We start from the raw sequence: 18,005 nt of genomic DNA on the forward strand, positions 1-18,005 counted from the left end.
CATAAACGCTCTCAAGGTCGCCTTGAGAGCACGCGCTTCTCATACGAGGAGCGTCTCCCGCGGGACCCGGCGTGCGGCTGAAGTCGCACCCAGCCCGAACCGCCTTCTGCCGCCACACTGGAGATGCCGATCACGCCGAAGACGAACGACGCTGGGACGACAAGTGGGCGACGAGCTTTCCACTGAACCGCTGGCCACCACCGCCGGGCCGCGCCCGCCGTCGTTGCCGCTGGGCCGTCACCCCCGCGACCTGGTCGCGCTCCTGCTCGCCGCGGCCGTGGTCGCGCTGTGCGCGTGGGTGGCGAGGGGCGAGGGCGTCAATCCCGTCGAACTCGCCATCTACGAGCAGATCGAGCGGATCCCGTCGGCATCGGCCGCGGTGTGGCGGGTGTTCAGCTGGGCGGGCAGCTGGCCCGGGATCGCCGTGGCCGGCACCGTCGCGCTGTACCTGAAACGGGTCAGGCTCGGGCTCGAATGCGTCGCGGCCGGCGCGGTGGGATGGGTGCTGGCCGGAGTGCTCAACGGACTGGTCGGCTACCGGCCGGTGCCGCTCGAACTGTTCGGGCTCGAAGGCATCCGGCTGCCGGGCCCGGAGGGCTTCCCGTTCCCCTCCTCCCACACCGCGGTCGCCGCGGCGATGGTTTCGGTCGCGGGCCCCTACCTCAAGGCCCGCTACCGCCACCTGGGCTGGGTGCTGGTGGTGCTGGTCGCCGCGGCCGACGTGTACCTGGGCTACCACCTGCCGGTCGGGGTGTTCGCGGGCGCGTTCCTCGGCTGGGGGGTGGGTGCGGCCTTCCACCTGGTCCTCGGCGCACCCGGCCGCCAGACCTCGGCGGCCGCGGTGCACCAGGCGCTCGCGCGGTCCGGCCTTGCCCCGGAGAAGATCGTCCAGGTGCGCGGGCACGTGCTGGGGCCGCTGCAGTACACGGTGACCACCGCGACCGGGGACCGGCTCCGCGTCGAGGTGGTGCGGAGACTGCACCGCCGCGCCGGTCCCTGGTACCGGCTGCGCCGGTTGCTGGCGTCGCTGGAGGTCGAAGACGAGCCGCCGCTGTCCAGCACGTACCACGAGGCCGAGCACGAAGCGCTGGTCACGCTGCTGGCCGAGCACGGCGGGGTCCGCACGCCGCCGATCGTGCTGGCCTGCCAGGCGCCGGACGGCTCTTCGCTGCTGGTCCGGCGCCAGATCGAAGGCCGCAGACTCACCCGCCTCGGCGCGGACGAGATCACCGACGCACTGCTCGACTCGGTCTGGGCGCTCGTCGCCCGGCTCGGCGAAGCGCGGATCGCCCACCATGACCTGCGCGCCAAGAACTTCCTCGTCGACGACGCGGCCACGCCCTGGCTGCTCAACCTCACCCTCGGCAAGGTGGGCGCGGACACCAAGCGGACCACCGGGGACGTCGCCGAGGCGCTGGTCTCGATCACCTCGGTGGCGGGGGTGGAGCGGGCGGTCGCGAGCGCGGCCAGGGTCCTGCCCGCCGAGACGCTGGAGGCGGCGCTGACCTATCTGCAGCCGCTCGCGCTACCGCGCCGGATCCGCAAGCAGCTCAGCGACGAGCGGTACCTGCTGACCGACCTGCGCGAAACCCTCGCCGAGCGGATCGACCGGCCCATCCCGCCGTTCCGCTCACCGGTCCGCCCCGCCACCGTCGTGGGACTGCTGCTGTTCGGCGGCGCCATCTACACACTGCTGCCCCAGCTGGCGAGCCTGCGCGCGGTGCTGGAATCGCTCAACGAGGCGAGCTGGACCTGGCTGGTGATCACCGTGGTGACCGGGCTGGTCGCCATCGTGTTCGCCGCGGTGTCGGTGATCGGCTCGAGCCTGGACCGGCTGCCGTTCTGGCACACCACGGCCGTGCAGACGGCCGCCGCGTTCACCGGACGCACCACCCCCGGCGGGGTCGGTTTCTTCGGGATCAACGTCGCCTTCATGGAACGGCTGGGCATCCGCCGCTCGCGGGCGGTCGGGGTGGCGATGCTCAACATCGCCGGTACCGGCGTGCTCGGCGGCGTCTGGTCGGTGGTGGGTGCCTTCGGCGTGGGCACCGCGGGCCTGCTCACGGGCGTGTCGATCCCGCACACCTGGCCGGTGGTGGCGGCGGTGGCCGGGGTGGTGGCCGTCGCGGTGGCGGTGCTCGCCTCCCCGTTCGGCCGTCGCAAGGTGATCCGGCCCGCCCTGCAGATGACCCGGGACCTCGCCGCGACCCTGCGCACGCCCCGCCGTGCGGTGCAGCTGTTCGGCGGGGCGGCGGCCTACCTCGCGGTGTCCGGGCTGGGGCTGGTGACGAGCCTGGCCGCGTTCGGCGCGCAGGCCCCGGTGGCGGCGGTGCTGACCGTGTTCGTGATCGGCCAGACCTTCGGGCACATCATCCCGACCCCGGGCGGGCTGGGCGCGGTGGAGTCGCTGATGGTCGGCGGGCTGGCCGCGATCGGCACCCAGCCGACGATCGCGGTGGCGGCGGTGCTGACCTCCCGGCTGCTGACCTACTGGCTGCCGGTCCTGCCGGGCATCGCGGTGTTCCGCTACCTCCAGCACCACCGCATCATCTGATGGGCTTGCCCGGGGGCCTGCGGGTCGAACGCTGCCGTGAAGGGCCCCTTCACGGTCGATACGGCCGCCGATACGGCTGTGAAGGGACCGCCGGTTCACTGCTTGTCGGCGATCTCCTTGGCGTACTTCTCCGTCATGTGGGCCACCGCCGACAACTGTGCCTGCGCGTGGCTGTCGCGCGAGGCGCGGGCCCGCTCCTTGGCATCCAGAGTGGACCGGGCGTGGCTGGTGCCGTGGCCCTGGAAGTGCGGCATGACGTGCTGGGCGATCAGTTCCAGCGACCGCCCCGTGGCGGCCGGATCGGCCCATTCGTGCGCCATCAGGAGCATGGCGCCGAAACCGCCCGACTGGTCCCACAACCGCTGCACCTGCGCCCGCGCGTCCTCCGGGGTGCCGATCGCGCCGACTCCCGCGTTGTTGATGTGGTCGATCATCTCCCGCACGTTCCCGCCCGAGACCGCCATCTGCGGGAAGGCCGCGATCTTCTGGAAGTACCGGAACCACTCTTCGATGCCGTACTCCACCTCGCGGTAGGCCTGCTCGCGAGTCTCCGCGATGTGCATCAGCCCCACCAGGCGCCAGCCGGAGCGATCCGGTACCGGCCGCCCGTAGTGGGCGGCGCGCTCCTCGACCACGCCCCAGTGGTGGGCCAGCGCGTCGAACCCCTCCTTGGTCAGCGTCGCACCGATGGACAGCAGGCCCGTGCCGTGCCGTCCGGCGAGCCGCGGGCCGGTGGGCGACGCGACCGCCGCGACCGCGATGTCGAAGCACGGTTCGCTGTAGGGGCGCAGTTGCAGCCGGGCGTCGACGAGCCGGTGGGTGGCGGTTTGCGCGGTCACCGTCTCCCCCGCCAGCAACCGCATCACGATGTCGAAGTTGACGTCGAGCAGTTCCCGCGTGTCGGTGGGGGTCAGGCCGATCATCGCGGAGTCCGTGGGCAGCGAACCTGGGCCCACCCCGAGCATCGTCCGCCCGCGGGTGAGGTGATCCAGCAGGACCATCCGGTCGGCCACCCACAGCGGATTGTGGTAGGCCAGCGAGGTCACGCCGGTGCCCAGCCGGATGCGGCGGGTCCGTTCCGCCGCCGCGGCGAGGAAGATCTCGGGGGCGGCGATGATCTCGCTGCCCGCCGAATGGTGCTCGCCGACCCACACCTCGTCGTAGCCGAGGCGGTCCATGTGTTCGATCAGGTCCAGATCACGCTGAAGGGCCAGGGTCGGGTTCTCGCCCGCGGGGTGGAAGGGGGCCAGGAAGGCGCCGAATCGCAACCGGCTCAAGAGCTCTCCTCCTCGTCATCGAGTGAATCGCACCGCCGTCCCCGACTCTGGCACAGATCGCCACCGGACCGATAGGACCCGGCGTGGGACACGAACTGCCGAACGTGGCACGGCCGGCCCGGCGTCAGGTCAGCGGAGGCCTGCCCGGCAGCGGCGCAACGCGTAGGTGCCGAAGTCTTCCTCGAGCCGTTCCGGACCCCCACGCGCTTCGGAACCCGGGTCCCACACGACGACCGGGTACTCGGCGGCCTCGTTCCGCTGCGCGCTGTCGAGCGAAACGAGGCCACCCATGCCGTCGTACTCGATAACGAGGAGGTCCCGCGGGAAACGCTCGTCGTTGCGGGCGGCGAGCGTCTCCGACACGGTGCCGAGCAGCCGGCCGCCACACGCCGGGCTGCGGTAGAGGCCGAGCAACTCCGTTCCACCGGCTTCGCAACTGCCCAACTCGGCGAGGAAGAGCCGGTAGGACGGGGGGAACGTGGCCGACAACTCGGTTTCGGCGCGGGCGATGTCGTCCTCGCTCAGCCCACCGGTGAAGGCGGACTCGTCCGGGTTGTTCCTGATCAGGTCCACCAGTTCCCTGGTCGACTCCACAGCGCCTGGGCGTGGGACACAAGCGCCGGGAGGTGGGACTCGCCGCAACCCTAGATCGCGTCGGCGCCGCGCTCGCCGGTGCGGACCCGCACCACGGTGTCCACCGGGGTGACCCACACCTTGCCGTCGCCGATGCGGCCGGTCCGGCAGGCCTGCACCACGGCGTCGAGCGCCTTTTCCACCAGGGCGTCGTCGAGCAGCACCTCGACCCGCACCTTCGCCACGAAGTCCACCTGGTACTCGGCGCCGCGGTAGACCTCGACATGGCCCTTCTGACGGCCGTACCCGCGCGCCTCGGTCACGGTCATGCCCAGCACGGCCAGTCGTTCCATGGCTTCCCGGATGTCGTCGACGACGAACGGGCGCACGACGGCGGTCAGCAGCTTCAAGGCCGCCCTCCTTCCACGAAACCGGCCGCCGTCGCTCGGCGGCTGGGGTGCAGAGCCAGGTCGTAGGCGCTCTCGGCGTGCTCCGCCTCGTCGATCCCGTCGAGTTCGGCCTCGCGGCCGGTTCGCAGGCCGAGAACACGGTGCAGCACCCAGGCGATCACGAAGGTCACCACGAGGGAGTAAACCAGTGCCGCGAAGGTGGCCACAGCCTGCCGCCACAACTGGTCGAAACCGCCCCCGTAGAACAGCCCGTCCGCGCCGGAGGGATTGGCCGAGGTGCTGGCGAAAAGGCCGATCAGGAGCATGCCGGTGAACCCGCCGATGCCGTGCACGGCCAGCACGTCCAGCGAGTCGTCCAGGCGCAGCTTGTACTTCAGGCCGATGGCCAGCGAGCACACCACGCCCGCGATGACACCGATCGCCGCGGCACCGAGCGGTTCCACGTAGGCGCAGCCCGGGGTGATGCCGACCAGGCCGGCGACCGCGCCCGAGGCCGCGCCCAGCGTGGTGGGCTTGCCGTCGCGCACCTGCTCGACGACGAGCCAGCCGATCACCGCCGTGGCGGCCGCGATCGTGGTGTTGAGGAACGAGGTGGCCGCCACGGAGGAGGCACCGAGCGCCGAACCGGCGTTGAACCCGAACCAGCCGAACCAGAGCAGGCCCGCACCGAACATGACGAACGGCAGGTTGTGCGGGCGCACGGCCTGCCGGGGCCAGCCCTGCCGCGCGCCGAGGACGAAGGCGAGCGCCACCGCGGCCGCCCCCGAGTTGACCTCGACCGCGGTGCCGCCCGCGAAGTCCAGCGCGTGCAGCTTGTTCACCAGCCAGCCGCCGGTGGTGCCGGGCCCGGTGAAGGCGTCGAAGGCGAACACCCAGTGCGCCAGCGGGAGGTACACCAGGGTCACCCAGACCACGACGAACAGCAGCCACGGCCAGAACCGGGCGCGCTCGGCCACCGCGCCGACCAGCAGGGCCACCGTGATCACGGCGAACATCAACTGGAAACCGGCGAAGGCCAGCAGCGGCACCTTGTGCCCCTCCGGCCCCACCGTGGCCCCGGCCAGCCCGTGCAGGCCGGACAGCTTGAGGTTGCCGATGAGGCCGCCGAAGGCGTCGTTGCCGAAGGCCAGCGAATACCCGTACAGCAGCCACACCAGGCCGACCGCCGCCAGGCAGACGAAGGTCAGCATCATCACGTTCAGCACGCTCCGCGACCGCACCATGCCGCCGTAGAACAGCGCCAGGCCCGGCGTCATGAGCATCACCAGCGCGGCGGAGCCCAGCAGCCACGCCGTATCCCCGGTGTTGATCACCAGCAACCTCCTCGAGTTACCGGCATGTTGCCTTCGCGGGGCGGCTGATCGGGTCATCTAGTGGGCGCTATCACGAGGCGGGGAACAGGACGTAACGTGGTGGAAACAATGCCTGGCAGACCATCCGGTCATGGCCTCACAAAACGGGCACCGGGCGAGTCCCGCCCAGTCGCGAACGGCCGGTCAGGCCGGGTCGCCGACGGTCAGCACGACCTTGCCGGTGGTTCGCCCGCTCCCGACGAGCCGATGGGCCTCGACCGCCCGTTCGAGGGGCAGTTCGCTGTCCACGTGCACCTTCAGCCCGTCTTTGCGGACCAGCTCCGCCAGCGCTTCCAGCCCCGCGTGGTCCGGCTCGACCAGGAAACCGGAGGCGCGGACACCCAGTTCCGCCGCGCGCTCGGCCATCCCGGGCGTCCAGGCATCCTGGGCGTTGACCAGGATCCCGCCGGGACGCAGGCATTCCAGCGCCTTCAGGGCCGCGTCGCCGCCGAACATCTGGATCACGACGTCGGCATCGCGGACCGCGGTGGCGACGTCGGTGGTGGTGTAGTCCACCACCTCGTCCGCACCGAGAGCCTTGACGAAGGGGTGCTTGGCCGCGCTGGCGGTGCCGATCACCTGGGCGCCGAACGACCTGGCGATCTGCACCGCCAGGTGGCCGACCCCGCCCGCGGCGGCCGTGACCAGCACGCGCCGACCGGGTTCGATCCGAGCCGTGTCGACGAGCATCTGCCACGCCGTCAGCCCGGCCAGGGGCAGCGCGGCCGCTTGCGTGAAGGTCAGCTCGCCGGGCATGCGGGCGAAGTGGCGGGCGGGGGCGGTGACGTACTCGGCGTAGGCGCCCGCCGCGCGGGGAAACCACGGCATGCCGAACACCCGGTCGCCGGGCCGGAACCGCGTGGTTCCGTAGCCGACCTGCTCCACCACCCCGGCCACGTCCCAGCCGTGGACGAACGGCAGGCCGAGCATCCGGTTGTAGGCCAGTCCCCGCGCCGTGTAGTAGTCGACCGGGTTCACTCCGGCCGCGACCACCCTGACCAGGACCTCGCCGAAGGCCGGTTCCGGCCGGTCGATCTCGGCCAGCCGCATCGTCTCGGGATCGCCCCACTCCTCTTGCAGCACCGCGCGCATGGTCAGCCCTTCCTCGGATCAAAACTCGGAGCAAACTATGTGGACGACCGTACTATATGTATTGCCCAGATTCCCACGAGAAAATCACCCTTCTCTGATCGACAAGGGAGAACAGGTAGTACAGTCGTCCACTTACCGGCACCTTCGATACCGCAGGACGGACAATGAGCGCTACCCGACCGAGACGGTCAGGACCTCTGCGGAGCCGAGTCGCGAACTGACCGGACGCCGCTTTTCTCGCTCCTCTTCGCAGGACGCCCGTCCAGTAGGCTTGCGTCATGGACAAGCGGGTTCTGCGCGGTCTCCAGTCACGGCAGCTCATCCTGGACCGGGCGATGAACATCGCCTCGGTGGAAGGACTCGAGAGCCTGTCCGTACGACGCCTGGCCACCGAACTCGAGATGAGCAAGAGTGGCGTGTTCGCGCAGTTCGGCTCCAAGGAGGAACTGCAACTGGCGACCGTGCGGGCCGCGATCGACGTCTTCGCCGCCAGGGTCGTCCGCCCCGCCAGGAAGGCACCCGCCGGGATACGCCGCGTCCGCGCCCTGTGCGAGGCGTGGATGCACTACGCGCGGCAACCGGTGTTCGAGGGCGGCTGCTTCTTCCTCGCCGCGGCTCCCGAATTCGACGCCCGGCCCGGGCGCGTCCGCGACGCCATCGCCTCGGCCCGCCGCGACTGGCAGACCCTGTACGCCGCCACCATCGCCGAAGCCCAGAAGCTGGGAGAGGTCCGCGCCGACATCGACCCGGCCGATCTGGCCTTCGAACTCGACGCTCTCGCCCGCACCGCGGCCGAAGACGCCGCCCTCCTCGACGACGACCCCCGGTACGACCGCGCCGCCGCGATCATCCTCGCGCGCCTGGCTTCGGTCGCGACCGATCCGGCCGCGCTCGGATAGCCGGAAGCGACCGGCCGCACGCCGGAATTCCACTGTGGCCTGCCGCGCAGGGAAATCACTCGGCGAAATGAGCGTTTGCGGTAATTCCGATGTCAATCCGCTCGTGCGGTGGCACCTGTCCGCGCGACGATCACCCAGCGCTGATCCCGACGCCACCGATCGGGTGAGAAATCGGTTGGTACGCAAGGACTTAACCGCCGCCGGACGCCCGTTCTCCCCGTGCGCGCCGATCGCGCCGGCCACTCGCCACAGTGAACGCACACTGCGGCATGAGACCGGTTTTTCCGTGCTGAGTAACGGAATGTTCGTCCATTGGGTACTTGTCAGCTCCGGACGATACTCAGTACCCTCTACCCAGGGTGATGGATATGACGCATCAGGTAGTGTTCGACCCGCTTCCCTCCTTGTTGCGGCGCGCAGTCCGCGTGGTCCCCGCACCGGAGGCCGACGATTCCCCCGCACCAGCTGATCCCGGGCTCGCCCGCCTGCTCAGGGGCGGCGTGCTGCACCGGCTGGCCGCGGGCTATTACGCGCTGGTGCCCAGCGACCGGATCGGGCAGGGCTGGCAGCCGGATCTCGAAGCGGCCTCCTGGGGTATCGCCGCGGCCGACGACGGGCCCAGATCCGTTGCCCTGATGGGACTTTCGGCCGCGCACGTGCACGAGGCGCTGCCCGGGTCCCCGGGCGTCGGTATCGTCGCGACCACCCGCAACCGGCCGAGCCTGTCCTTCGCCGACCGGGATGCCACGGTGTCCTTCGTCCGCCGCGACCCACGGCGGCTGAAGATCGAGCGGTACTCCGGCGAACTCGGGGCGGGCTGGGTGACCACGGTCGAGCAGACCCTGCTGGACCTCGCGGCGTACCCGCAACTGGGCGGGCGTCCCGAGTCCGCGCGAGAGGCCATCGCCGCCTTGCTGGACAAGGCCGATCCGCACGTGCTGTACAGCCTGGCCACCGCGCAACGGCGGCACGGCGCACTGGACCGCATCCTGCAACACGTATGACGGCTGCCGTCAAGGGTCCCCTCACAGCCGATTCGACTGTGAGGGGACCCTTCACGGCTCACGGCAGCGTTCGCATGGGGCCGGTGAGGGAGCTCAGCCGGTGAAGTGGCGGCGCAGACCACTCCACACCGCGTCGTAGCCGGGTTGCCGATGGGGCGCCTCGTGCGCCTGGTCCGTGACCAGCAGGGGCCAGCGGGTCTCGACCATGAAGGCCAGCGAGTCCTCGATCTTCTGCGGCACGAGTTCCTGGCTGCTGGCGCGCTCGAAGGTCTCCGCGTCGGGGCCGTGCGCCGACCACATCCCGTGCAGGCTCGCCCCGCCCGGCACGAAACCCTCGGCCTTGGCGTCGTAAACCCCCTTGACCAGCCCCATGAACTCGCTCATCACGTTGCGGTGGTACCAGGGCGGGCGGAAGGTGTCCTCCCCCACCAGCCACCGCGGCGCGAACACCACGAAATCGGCGTTGGCCTGTCCTGGGGTGTCCGACGGGGAGGTCAGCACCGTGTAGATCGACGGGTCCGGATGGTCGAAGCTGACCGTGCCGAGCACGGTGAACCGCGCGAGGTCGTACTTGTACGGCGCGTGGTTTCCGTGCCAGGCGACGACATCCAGCGGTGAATGGTCGTAGTCGGCCGCCCACAGCCCGCCGCCGTACTTCTGCACCACCTGCACGGGCTCCTCGCGGTCTTCGAACGCGGCGACCGGGTAGAGGAAATCGCGCGGGCTGGCCAGTCCGTTGGCCCCGATCGGGCCGAGTTCGGGCAGGGTGAAGGGCTGGCCGTAGTTCTCGCACACATAGCCCCGGGCCGCGTCGTCGAGCAGGGTGACCCGGAAGCGGACACCCCGGCCGATCACCGCGATCTCACCCGGTTCGACCTGCAGCCGCCCGTACTCGGTCTGCAGCAGGAGGCGGCCCAGCTCGGGCACCAGCAGCAACTCGCCGTCGGCGTCGGTGAAGTACCGGTCCTCCATCGAGCGCGTGGCCCGGTACCAGTGCAGGGCCACACCCGCGCGGTGCAGCACGTTTCCGTTGGCGCACACGGTGAACAGGCCGTCGACGAAGTCGGCGGGGTGCTCCGGCAGCGGCGGGGCGTCCCACCGCAGCCGGTTCGGATCGGCCAGCCCCGCGGTCAGGGGCGCGCTGCGCAGGAACTCGTGGGAGAGGGGCCGGAACGGCGGATGCGCGGCCGAGGGCCGGATCCGGTACACCCAGCTCCTGCGGTTGCTCGCCCGCGGTTCGGTGAACGCGGTGGCGCTGTGCTGCTCGGCGTAGAGCCCCAGCGGCGCCCGTTGCGGCGAGTTGCGGCCCACCGGCAGCGCTCCCGGAACCGCCTCGCTGTGGTGCTCGTTGCCGAAGCCGGCCGAATAGTCCAGCATGGTGCCCGCCAGGGCCTCGGGCCGCATGGTGCCGGTCATCTCCCCACCTCCGCTCAGGCGCACGTCGGCGGTTTCAGCGTCACCCGCCGCCGCCGTGCGGTCAACCGCGCGCCCTTCCCCCGCCCGCTACGGGATTAAAGTGACCGATGTGGTGTTGATCAGCAGTGGGCAGCTCCGGGGCGAACGCACCGCCGACGGGCTGACCGTGTTCCGGGGCGTGCCCTTCGCGCGTGCCGCGCGCTTCGCGCCCCCCGAACCCGTTGCGCCATGGGACGGGGTGTTCGACGCGACCCGCCACGGCCCGATCAGTCCCCAGCCGCCGTACCGGGCCGGTGCGGTCATGGGCGAACCCGGGACCGGGCTCGTGCAGAGCGAAGACTGCCTGAACCTCACCGTCACCACCCCCGGCACCGACGGCAGGCGCCCGGTTCTGGTGTGGATCCACGGCGGCGCGTACACCACCGGCGCCGGCTCGCTCGGCTTCTACGACAGCGCCAAGCTCGCCCGCGAAGGCGACGTCGTGGTCGTCGGGGTGAACTACCGGCTCGGCGCGCTGGGCTACCTGCGCCTCGACGGGGTTTCCCCGGGCAACCTCGGGCTCCTGGACCAGATCGCCGCGTTGCGCTGGGTGGCCGCCGAAATCGCCGCGTTCGGCGGCGACCCCCGGCAGGTGACGGTGTTCGGCCAGTCCGCGGGCGCCCATTCGATCGCCTGCCTGATGGCGGCGCCGGCGGCGCGCGGACTATTCCACCGCGCGATCCTGCAGAGCCCCCCGCTCGGGTTGAAGCCCGCCGGTGCCCGGACCGCGAGCCGGATCGCCCGGTACTTCACCGCCGCGCTGCGCGCCGATCCCCGGACCGCACCCGTGGAAGAGATCCTCGCCGCCCAGCAGGCGGCGATCGTGCGAGCGGCGGGGCCGGGCGGCCTGTACTCGGTTCCGCCGTTCTGCCCCACCGCGGCCGATCCCCTGCCGGGTCCGGGCCGGTGGCTCCCGAGTGCCGCCAAGGCCGCCCGAGACGTCGACGTGATCATCGGGACCACCCGCGACGAGATGGCGACCTTCCTCACCGGAAAGCCGGGCATCGTGCGCCTGGAGGCGCTGCCGGTGCTGCGCCGCGGGGTCGAGGCGGTCAAGAAGACCACTACCCACTGGGTGTTCGAACGGCCCTCACTGCGGTTCGCCGACTCGCTCGCCGAGGCGGGCGGGCGCGTGTTCACCTACCGCTTCGACTGGGCGGCCCCGGACTCCGTCTACGGCGCGTGCCACTGCGTGGAACTGCCGTTCCTGCTCGGCAAGGAGACGGCGTGGGTGGGCGCGCCGATGCTGGCCGGGGCGGACTGGCCGGAGGTGGAGGCACTCGGCCGGCTCCTGCGCGCCTCCTGGCTGTCCTTCGCCAGGACCGGTTCACCGGAGGCCGCGGTGTCGTGGCCTCCGCACACCCCGGGCTCCCCCGCCGGTGTCCGCTGGTCCGGACCGGTCCGGTCGCCGCGGCCGCGCCCGTTGACCACCCCTTGACCGCTTGTGTCACCGGAAGGTGGGACACGGACCGTTAGTCCCCCTGCTGTTCGGCGAGGAAGCGTTCGAACTCCGCGCCCAGTTCCTCCGCCGTCGGCATCCGGGTGATCTCCTCGGCGAGCAGGTTCTTCTTGTCCACCGTCTCGACGAAGGCGTCGTACTGCCTCTCCAGCGCGCGCACGACCTCCGCCACCTCTTCGGACTCGGCCACCTGGCGCTCGATCTCCGCGTCGGTGCGGCGGGCCGATTCGACCAGCGCCTCGTCCGGCAGGGACAGCCCGGTCAGCCGCGAGATCGAGCCGAGCAGGGTCAGCGCGGCCGCCGGATACCGGGACTGGGCCAGGTAGTGCGGCACGTGCGCGGCGAAACCGGCCGCGTCGTGCCCGGCCTGTCCGAGCCGCAGCTCGACCAGGGCCGACGCGCTGCCAGGCACCTGAAGGCGGTTGAGCACCGGCTGGTAGTCGCCGATGAGCTCCGCCCGGGTCGCGTGCGCGGTCACGCCGAGCGGGCGCGTGTGCGGGGCGCCCATCGGAATCCCGTGGTAGGACACCACCATCCGCAGCTCCCACCGCTCGACCAGTGAGCGGACCGCGGCCGCGTACCGCTCCCACTCGCGATCCGGTTCCGGACCGTCGAGCAGCAGGAACGGGGTGCCCGCCTCGTCGTGGAACAGGCGCACCGCCAGCTGCGGCGCTTCGTAGCCTTCCCAGTGGTCGGCGGCGAAGTCCATCATCGGCCGCCGGGCCCGGTAGTCGATCAGCCGGTCGACGTCGAAGCGCGCCGCCACGGTGTTCTCCAGCCGGTCCACCAGATGCCCGGTGACGACCTGCCCCGCCATGCCGGCGTCCATGAACCCGTCGAGCTGGTGCAGCAGCACCGCCCCGCTCAGCTCCGGAAGCCCGGAGTCCACCTCGTAGAGCTCCTCCGGATCGAACACCATCGCCTCCCGTGCCCCTTCACGATTCTTTCCTTCAACGGGATGAACACAGGGCAACGACGGATTCATCCCGTGACGGCCGCCGGAGTGTTCCCGTCCGGTCCGCGCCATCCGCTCGGCCGGAAGGAGGAACCATGATCACAAAACCGGCGAGTAATGATACTTTAGGCCTCCCTCCACCCCGGCGGCCGCGATCCGCGGCGGTGGCCGGCTGGGCACGTCCGTCGCTGAATCGGGAGTGACCGGTGAATCTGGCGAGTCAGGGGCAGCGGCTCCTCGACGAGATGTCCGCCGATCCCTACGGGGACTTCTCCCCTTCCCTCTACGAAACGGCCAGGATCGTCGCGCTCGCGCCCACGCTGGCGGGGCACGGGGGCCGGATCCGCTACCTGCTGGACGAACAGCACGACGACGGCAGCTGGGGCGCACCCTACGACTACGCCCTGCTCCCGACGCTGAGCGCCACCGAGGCCCTGCTCTCGGAATCGCGGCGCACCCGGAGCCCGGCGGTGGCCGCCGCAGCGCGCGACGGGCTGCGGGCGCTGTTCCTGCGCCTCGCGCCAGGACGCGCGGTCACGCTGCCCGACACGGTGGCGGTGGAGATCCTGGTGCCGCACCTGGTCGCGGAGATCAACGCCCACCTGGCCGCGCTGGAGGACAACCCCTTGCCGGGGCTGGAGATTTCCCCGGCCGGGGCCCGGCTGCCCTGCCCGCCCGGCACCTATCCCGAACTGCTCGGCCACCTGCGCGAAACCGTCGCCCGGGGCCAGGTCCTGCCGGAAAAGCTGTGGCATTCCCTGGAAGTGGTGGGACCGGCGGCGCGGCGCGCGCCGTTCGCGAGCCCCGGCGAGTTCGGTCTCGGCTGCTCTCCCGCGGCCACCGCCGCCTGGTTCGGTGCGGTGCCGGCGCAACGGCAGGCCGGAGTGCGCTACCTGGAGGTGCTGCAGGCCCGGCACGGCGGGCCGGTCCCGGTCGCCGCCCCGCTCGACGTCTTCGAACGCGCCTGGGTGCTGGCCACCTTCACCGACGTGGGCCTGCCGGTGTCGGTTCCCGCCGGGCTCGTCGACGGGCTGCGCGCGGCGTGCGGTTCCTCGGGCGTGGCGGGGGGCGCCGGGCTGCCGCCCGACGCCGACGACACCTCCACCGCCCTGCACGCGCTGGCCAATCTCGGTGTGCCGCAACCGATCGACGCACTGTGGGAGTTCCAGGCGGACGATCACTTCAGCACCTATCCCGAGGAGCGCACCCCCTCGGTGTCCACCAACGCGCACGTACTGCAGGCCTTCATCGCGCACCCGGAGCGGACCGCGCGGATCGAGCGGGCCATGGTGCGCCTGGTGTCGTGGCTGTGCGGGCAGCAGCAGGCCGACGGCAGCTGGACGGACAAATGGCACGCCTCCCCCTACTACGCCACGGTGTGCTGCGTCGTCGCACTGGCCGGCTGCGGTGAGCCCACGCCCGCGATCCGCCAGGCCCTCCACTGGGTACTGGACAACCAGCGCGAAGACGGCTCGTGGGGATACTGGGAGAGCACGCCGGAAGAAACCGCTTACGCGGTGCAGATCCTGCTGCGCGGCAGCGCCGGCCGCCCGGACCCCGCAATCGAGCACGCCGCCGCGCGCGGCTGTGCCCACCTGCTCGGCGGGGACCTCGCCCGCACGCCGCCCCTGTGGCACGACAAGGATCTGTACACCCCGGCCAGGATCGTGCGGGCCGAGACCATCGCCGCACTGCACCTGGCCCGCGCCAATCCGCGTGTGGCGGCCCTGACCGGCCGCTGGGAAACCGGACAGCCCGAACGGACGGCCTGATGAATCGCACCGAACTCCGGCTGGCACTGCGTCCACTGGCGTTCATGGACGCCCAGGCCCACCGCGCCGAGGGGCTGCTGGAGCTGCGGTCCGAGCCCCAGCGGCGCCTGCTGGTCTGGCATCCGGACGCCGTCGAGCGGATCTTCCGCGCCGACCAGGGACTGCACCATCCGGGCAGCCGCTCGTTCCGGCCCCTGCTCGGCGAACGGTCGCTGCTGTGGCAGCAGGGCGAGCGGCACACCGCCTACCGGCGCGTGCTGGGCGCGCCGTTGCGCGGACGCAGGCTCGCCGCCTATCGCGGGCTGGTGGCCGGGACGGTGCACGACGAGATCGACGAACTGGGTGAGGGAACGGAGTTCGGCCTCGCGGACTGGACCCGCCGCGTCACGCTGAAGATCATGGGGCGGATCGTGTTCGGGCACGCCGACGCCGCGCTGCTGACGCCCTTCGCCACCTGGATGGACCGCGCGCTCGGCTCGCACTACCGCACCCTGGCCTACCGCTTCCTCAAGGGCGGCCTGCCGCTGCCGGACCCGGAGCTGGAACGGCTGCTGGTGCGCGGTGCCCGCGAGGCCGCGCGGGAGAACCCGGAGTCACTGGCGGGCAGGCTGCTGGAGGACCAGGGCCCGTTCGCCGGCCTCGACGACGGCGAACTGCGCGACCAGATCGTCTCGCTGTTGTTCGCCGGCCACGAAACCTCCGCCTCCACCGCGGCCTGGGCGCTGTACTGGCTGGACCGCCACGACACGATCCGGCAGGAGGTGCTCGCGGAACTGGCCTCCGGCGCCGACGGGTTCGCCGCGGACGAGGTGCCGCTGCTGCAGGCGGTGGTGCAGGAGACACTGCGGATCACGCCTCCGGTGCCCGCCGCCGGGAACCGCGTCCTCACCGGGGACTGCCCGTACCACGGGCAGACGCTCGCGGCGGGCACCGTGCTCACCCCGAGCATCCACCTCGCCCACCACCGGGCGGACTCCTTCCCCGAACCGCAGCGCTTCGACCCGCGGCGCTTCCTCGGCCGGAAGGTCCCGTCGTCGGTGTACTTCCCGTTCGGCGGCGGCACCCGCCACTGCCTGGGCAGCCAGCTGGGCCAGGTGGAGGTCCGGATGATCGTGGCCGCGCTGCTGCGCCGCCGCGAGGTGCGCTGCGTGAACCCGCGGGCCGGCGTGCCGCAGTTGCGGGGCCACGCGATGGCACCGTCCCCGAAGCTGCGGATGAGGGTTTCCTCGTGCCTGGCCTAGCGGGCCGGATGACCGCGGCCGATTTCGCCGTCCTGCACCGGTTGCAGTTCCCGTTGCCGGTCAACTACGTCTGCTATGCGAGCTGGGGCTGTCTGTTCGCCGCCCCCGCCGCCGGTCCTGCCGGGTTGCCCGCGGGGCCCGCCGTGCTGGTCGTGGTGGCGAACCTGCTGCTGATCGTGGCTCCGCTCGCGTTCAACGTGGCCGTGGACATGCCCACCGACTCGCATCACCGGGAGAAGGGCTATCTCGCCGACGCCGCCGGCCGGGTCGGCCGCGGCCGTGCGCTGGCGTGGGCGAACGCCGAAATGGCCGCCGGGGTGGCGCTGACCGTGGTGATCGGGCTGGCCTGGGGACACTGGTGGCCCCTGGTCTTCGCCGCCGCCACGGTGGCGGCTCAGCTGCTGTACAACGTCGAACCGGTCCGGCTCAAGAAGCGCGCGCTCGCCGGGGCGGTCACGTTCGGCATCGCGTCCGTGGGCCTGCCCTGCCTGCTGGCCTATACCGCCGTCGCCGCCTGGCCGGAACCGGCGGTGTGGATGGTCTTCACCGGCGCCGCGGTGCTGTCCGTGGGGCGGACCGTGTGGTGGGCGCTGCCGGATCTCGCCGCCGACACCGCCAGCGGCATCGGCACGCCCACCGTGCGGTACGGCCCGGCCCGGGCCCTGCTGCTGGCCTGCGGTCTCCTGCTCGCCGGGCTCGTCCTGCTCGGCTGGGGCCTGTGGTGGCGTTACGGGCTCGCGTGGTGCCTGCTGGGGATTGCCGCGCACGCGGTGTTCCTGGGCATGGTCTGGTCCCGGCTGCCCGGGGTCCGGCGCGGCGAACTGCCGGACGCGAAGGGCATGCTGAAGCGGACGCTGCCGGTGGTCACCCTCGGGGAAGTGCTGATCACCGTGGTCGCCCTGGCCGCCTGAAGCACCGGGCTGCGGTTGCCGTTCTTTCCTGTGAGGGGTCTCCTCACAGCCGATACGACCGTGAGGGGACCCCTCACGGCAGTCGTTCGACGGGGGAACGGCGCTCCCGGGGCATCCCGCGCCCGCCGGATCAGTTCTTGCGGGCCATTCCGGCGTACATGTGCGCCAGCTCGGGGTTGCGGCCCATGTCGTCTTCGGTGAGCGGGTTCCACAGGGTCACCTGGACCACCCCGGGATCCACCAGTTCCAGGCCGTGGAAGAAGGTCTGGAACTCCTCACGTTCACGCAGGGTGACCGGCGGCGGGGTGCCGAACATGCGGCTGAAGATGCTCAGCCCTTTCCGCAGCTGCTCGTCCTCGCCGCAGTGCGACATGCCCAGGTAGCTGCCCGACGGCAGTTTGTCGAGGTAGGAGGCAACCAGCCCGGCGGGATCGTCGGTGTCCGGCAGGTACAGCAGCGTTTCGATGATCAGCACCCCGACCGGCTGGTCCAGGTCGATCAGCCGGGTGAGGTCGGGGTGGCTCAGGATGGCGTCCGGATCGCGGATGTCGGCCTCGATGAAGGCGGCGTGGTCGTTGCCTTCGAGGAGCCTGCGGCCGTCGGCGGCCACGCGCGGGTCCAGGTCGACGTAGACGACACGGGCGCCGGGGTCGGCCTCCTGCGCCACCTCGTGCACGTGCCGGTCGGCCGGGATGCCGGAACCGAGGTCGAGGAACTGCCGTACGCCCTGGTCGATGAGGTAGCGGACCATGCGCCCGACCAGCTGGCGGGACGCGCGCACCAGGTAGGGGATGTGCGGTGCGCACACCACGATCTGGTCCGCGTACTCGCGATCCGCCTGCCCGTGGCAGGACCCCTCGAGCCAGTGGTCGTTGATCCGCGCCATGCTCGGGTAACTGGTCGCACCGCGAACTCCGGGTGCCTCGATAGGCGATGCCACTGCAGGTACTTCTCCTCGTGGTCAAGTCCCACAACGCGGTGATGGATCTTCAGCGCGCAGGCTCGCGATTCTACTGCCACAAGGTGCGGTATGGCGCGGTGGTTACCCCTG

Annotated in this window: 15 protein-coding genes; 7 read left to right on the top strand and 8 right to left on the bottom strand. The window is 71.3% G+C overall.

Features of this window, described 5'->3' with window-relative positions; genetic code table 11:
- The first annotated feature begins 163 nt into the window (after window positions 1-163).
- Window positions 164-2,554, top strand: coding sequence for a lysylphosphatidylglycerol synthase domain-containing protein (locus tag ORV05_RS20870; RefSeq protein WP_268441482.1), 2,391 nt, complete (start codon window positions 164-166; stop codon window positions 2,552-2,554).
- A 95-nt stretch (window positions 2,555-2,649) separates the two neighbouring features.
- On the opposite strand, the gene ORV05_RS20875 is transcribed toward ORV05_RS20870, so the two are convergent.
- The 5 genes from ORV05_RS20875 to ORV05_RS20895 all read right to left on the bottom strand — a co-directional run bounded on the left by ORV05_RS20875 (window position 2,650) and on the right by ORV05_RS20895 (window position 7,258).
- A complete protein-coding gene (locus ORV05_RS20875; protein WP_268441485.1) occupies window positions 2,650-3,831 on the bottom strand; it encodes an LLM class flavin-dependent oxidoreductase in 1,182 nt (393 codons plus the stop codon).
- Between the two features lie 129 nt (window positions 3,832-3,960).
- A complete protein-coding gene (locus ORV05_RS20880) occupies window positions 3,961-4,425 on the bottom strand; it encodes an SMI1/KNR4 family protein (RefSeq protein ID WP_268441488.1) in 465 nt (154 codons plus the stop codon).
- 50 nt (window positions 4,426-4,475) lie between these two features.
- On the bottom strand, window positions 4,476-4,814 hold the full coding sequence (locus ORV05_RS20885; RefSeq protein WP_144593134.1) for a P-II family nitrogen regulator: 339 nt from the start codon (window positions 4,812-4,814) through the stop codon (window positions 4,476-4,478).
- Window positions 4,811-6,127, bottom strand: coding sequence for an ammonium transporter (locus ORV05_RS20890; protein ID WP_268441490.1), 1,317 nt, complete (start codon window positions 6,125-6,127; stop codon window positions 4,811-4,813). The genes ORV05_RS20885 and ORV05_RS20890 overlap by 4 nt, the downstream gene beginning before the upstream one ends.
- Before the next feature lie 183 nt (window positions 6,128-6,310).
- Window positions 6,311-7,258 (bottom strand): NADP-dependent oxidoreductase, encoded by a 948-nt coding sequence (locus tag ORV05_RS20895; protein WP_268441492.1) that lies wholly within the window; start codon window positions 7,256-7,258, stop codon window positions 6,311-6,313.
- 278 nt (window positions 7,259-7,536) lie between these two features.
- Between ORV05_RS20895 and ORV05_RS20900 the strand changes: the two genes are divergently transcribed.
- Window positions 7,537-8,157 carry a TetR/AcrR family transcriptional regulator gene (locus ORV05_RS20900; RefSeq protein WP_268441495.1) on the top strand — a complete coding sequence of 207 codons (621 nt, stop codon included), beginning with the start codon at window positions 7,537-7,539 and terminating at the stop codon, window positions 8,155-8,157.
- A gap of 368 nt (window positions 8,158-8,525) precedes the next feature.
- Window positions 8,526-9,161, top strand: a complete 636-nt coding sequence (locus tag ORV05_RS20905; protein ID WP_268441498.1) for a type IV toxin-antitoxin system AbiEi family antitoxin domain-containing protein — start codon at window positions 8,526-8,528, stop codon at window positions 9,159-9,161.
- 93 nt (window positions 9,162-9,254) lie between these two features.
- On the opposite strand, the gene hmgA is transcribed toward ORV05_RS20905, so the two are convergent.
- Window positions 9,255-10,577: a homogentisate 1,2-dioxygenase gene (gene hmgA, locus ORV05_RS20910; protein WP_268441501.1), complete on the bottom strand. Its 1,323-nt coding sequence runs from the start codon at window positions 10,575-10,577 to the stop codon at window positions 9,255-9,257.
- A gap of 100 nt (window positions 10,578-10,677) precedes the next feature.
- Between hmgA and ORV05_RS20915 the strand changes: the two genes are divergently transcribed.
- Complete coding sequence (locus ORV05_RS20915; protein WP_268441503.1) at window positions 10,678-12,054, top strand: carboxylesterase/lipase family protein; 1,377 nt, start codon at window positions 10,678-10,680, stop codon at window positions 12,052-12,054.
- 34 nt (window positions 12,055-12,088) lie between these two features.
- Here ORV05_RS20915 and ORV05_RS20920 read toward each other — a convergent pair whose 3' ends face one another.
- Window positions 12,089-12,994: a proteasome assembly chaperone family protein gene (locus ORV05_RS20920; RefSeq protein WP_268441506.1), complete on the bottom strand. Its 906-nt coding sequence runs from the start codon at window positions 12,992-12,994 to the stop codon at window positions 12,089-12,091.
- A 242-nt stretch (window positions 12,995-13,236) separates the two neighbouring features.
- Between ORV05_RS20920 and ORV05_RS20925 the strand changes: the two genes are divergently transcribed.
- The 3 genes from ORV05_RS20925 to ORV05_RS20935 are packed head-to-tail and all read left to right on the top strand — an operon-like array spanning window position 13,237 to window position 16,954.
- On the top strand, window positions 13,237-14,802 hold the full coding sequence (locus tag ORV05_RS20925; protein WP_326938073.1) for a prenyltransferase/squalene oxidase repeat-containing protein: 1,566 nt from the start codon (window positions 13,237-13,239) through the stop codon (window positions 14,800-14,802).
- Window positions 14,802-16,043 carry a cytochrome P450 gene (locus ORV05_RS20930; RefSeq protein WP_268441507.1) on the top strand — a complete coding sequence of 414 codons (1,242 nt, stop codon included), beginning with the start codon at window positions 14,802-14,804 and terminating at the stop codon, window positions 16,041-16,043. The genes ORV05_RS20925 and ORV05_RS20930 overlap by 1 nt, the downstream gene beginning before the upstream one ends.
- Window positions 16,031-16,954, top strand: a complete 924-nt coding sequence (locus ORV05_RS20935; RefSeq protein ID WP_268441509.1) for a UbiA family prenyltransferase — start codon at window positions 16,031-16,033, stop codon at window positions 16,952-16,954. The genes ORV05_RS20930 and ORV05_RS20935 overlap by 13 nt, the downstream gene beginning before the upstream one ends.
- A 130-nt stretch (window positions 16,955-17,084) precedes the next feature.
- Here the strand turns inward: ORV05_RS20935 and ORV05_RS20940 are convergent, their stop codons facing one another.
- Entirely contained in the window at window positions 17,085-17,894 is an 810-nt protein-coding gene (locus tag ORV05_RS20940) for an SAM-dependent methyltransferase (protein WP_268441511.1), read from the bottom strand.
- Window positions 17,895-18,005: the final 111 nt, after the last annotated feature.

It is taken from the genome of Amycolatopsis cynarae (assembly GCF_026802195.1).
In the GTDB taxonomy this organism is placed as follows: Bacteria; Actinomycetota; Actinomycetes; order Mycobacteriales; family Pseudonocardiaceae; genus Amycolatopsis_E; species Amycolatopsis_E rhizosphaerae.

What these genes read in the sequence shown, in the direction of transcription:
- ORV05_RS20895 (WP_268441492.1), bottom strand. Translation starts at nt 7,258, where the DNA reads ATGCGCGCGGTGCTGCAAGAGGAGTGGGGCGATCCCGAGACGATGCGG.
- ORV05_RS20900 (WP_268441495.1), top strand. Translation starts at nt 7,537, where the DNA reads ATGGACAAGCGGGTTCTGCGCGGTCTCCAGTCACGGCAGCTCATCCTG.
- ORV05_RS20930 (WP_268441507.1), top strand. Translation starts at nt 14,802, where the DNA reads ATGAATCGCACCGAACTCCGGCTGGCACTGCGTCCACTGGCGTTCATG.
- ORV05_RS20920 (WP_268441506.1), bottom strand. Translation starts at nt 12,994, where the DNA reads ATGGTGTTCGATCCGGAGGAGCTCTACGAGGTGGACTCCGGGCTTCCG.
- hmgA (WP_268441501.1), bottom strand. Translation starts at nt 10,577, where the DNA reads ATGACCGGCACCATGCGGCCCGAGGCCCTGGCGGGCACCATGCTGGAC.
- ORV05_RS20905 (WP_268441498.1), top strand. Translation starts at nt 8,526, where the DNA reads ATGACGCATCAGGTAGTGTTCGACCCGCTTCCCTCCTTGTTGCGGCGC.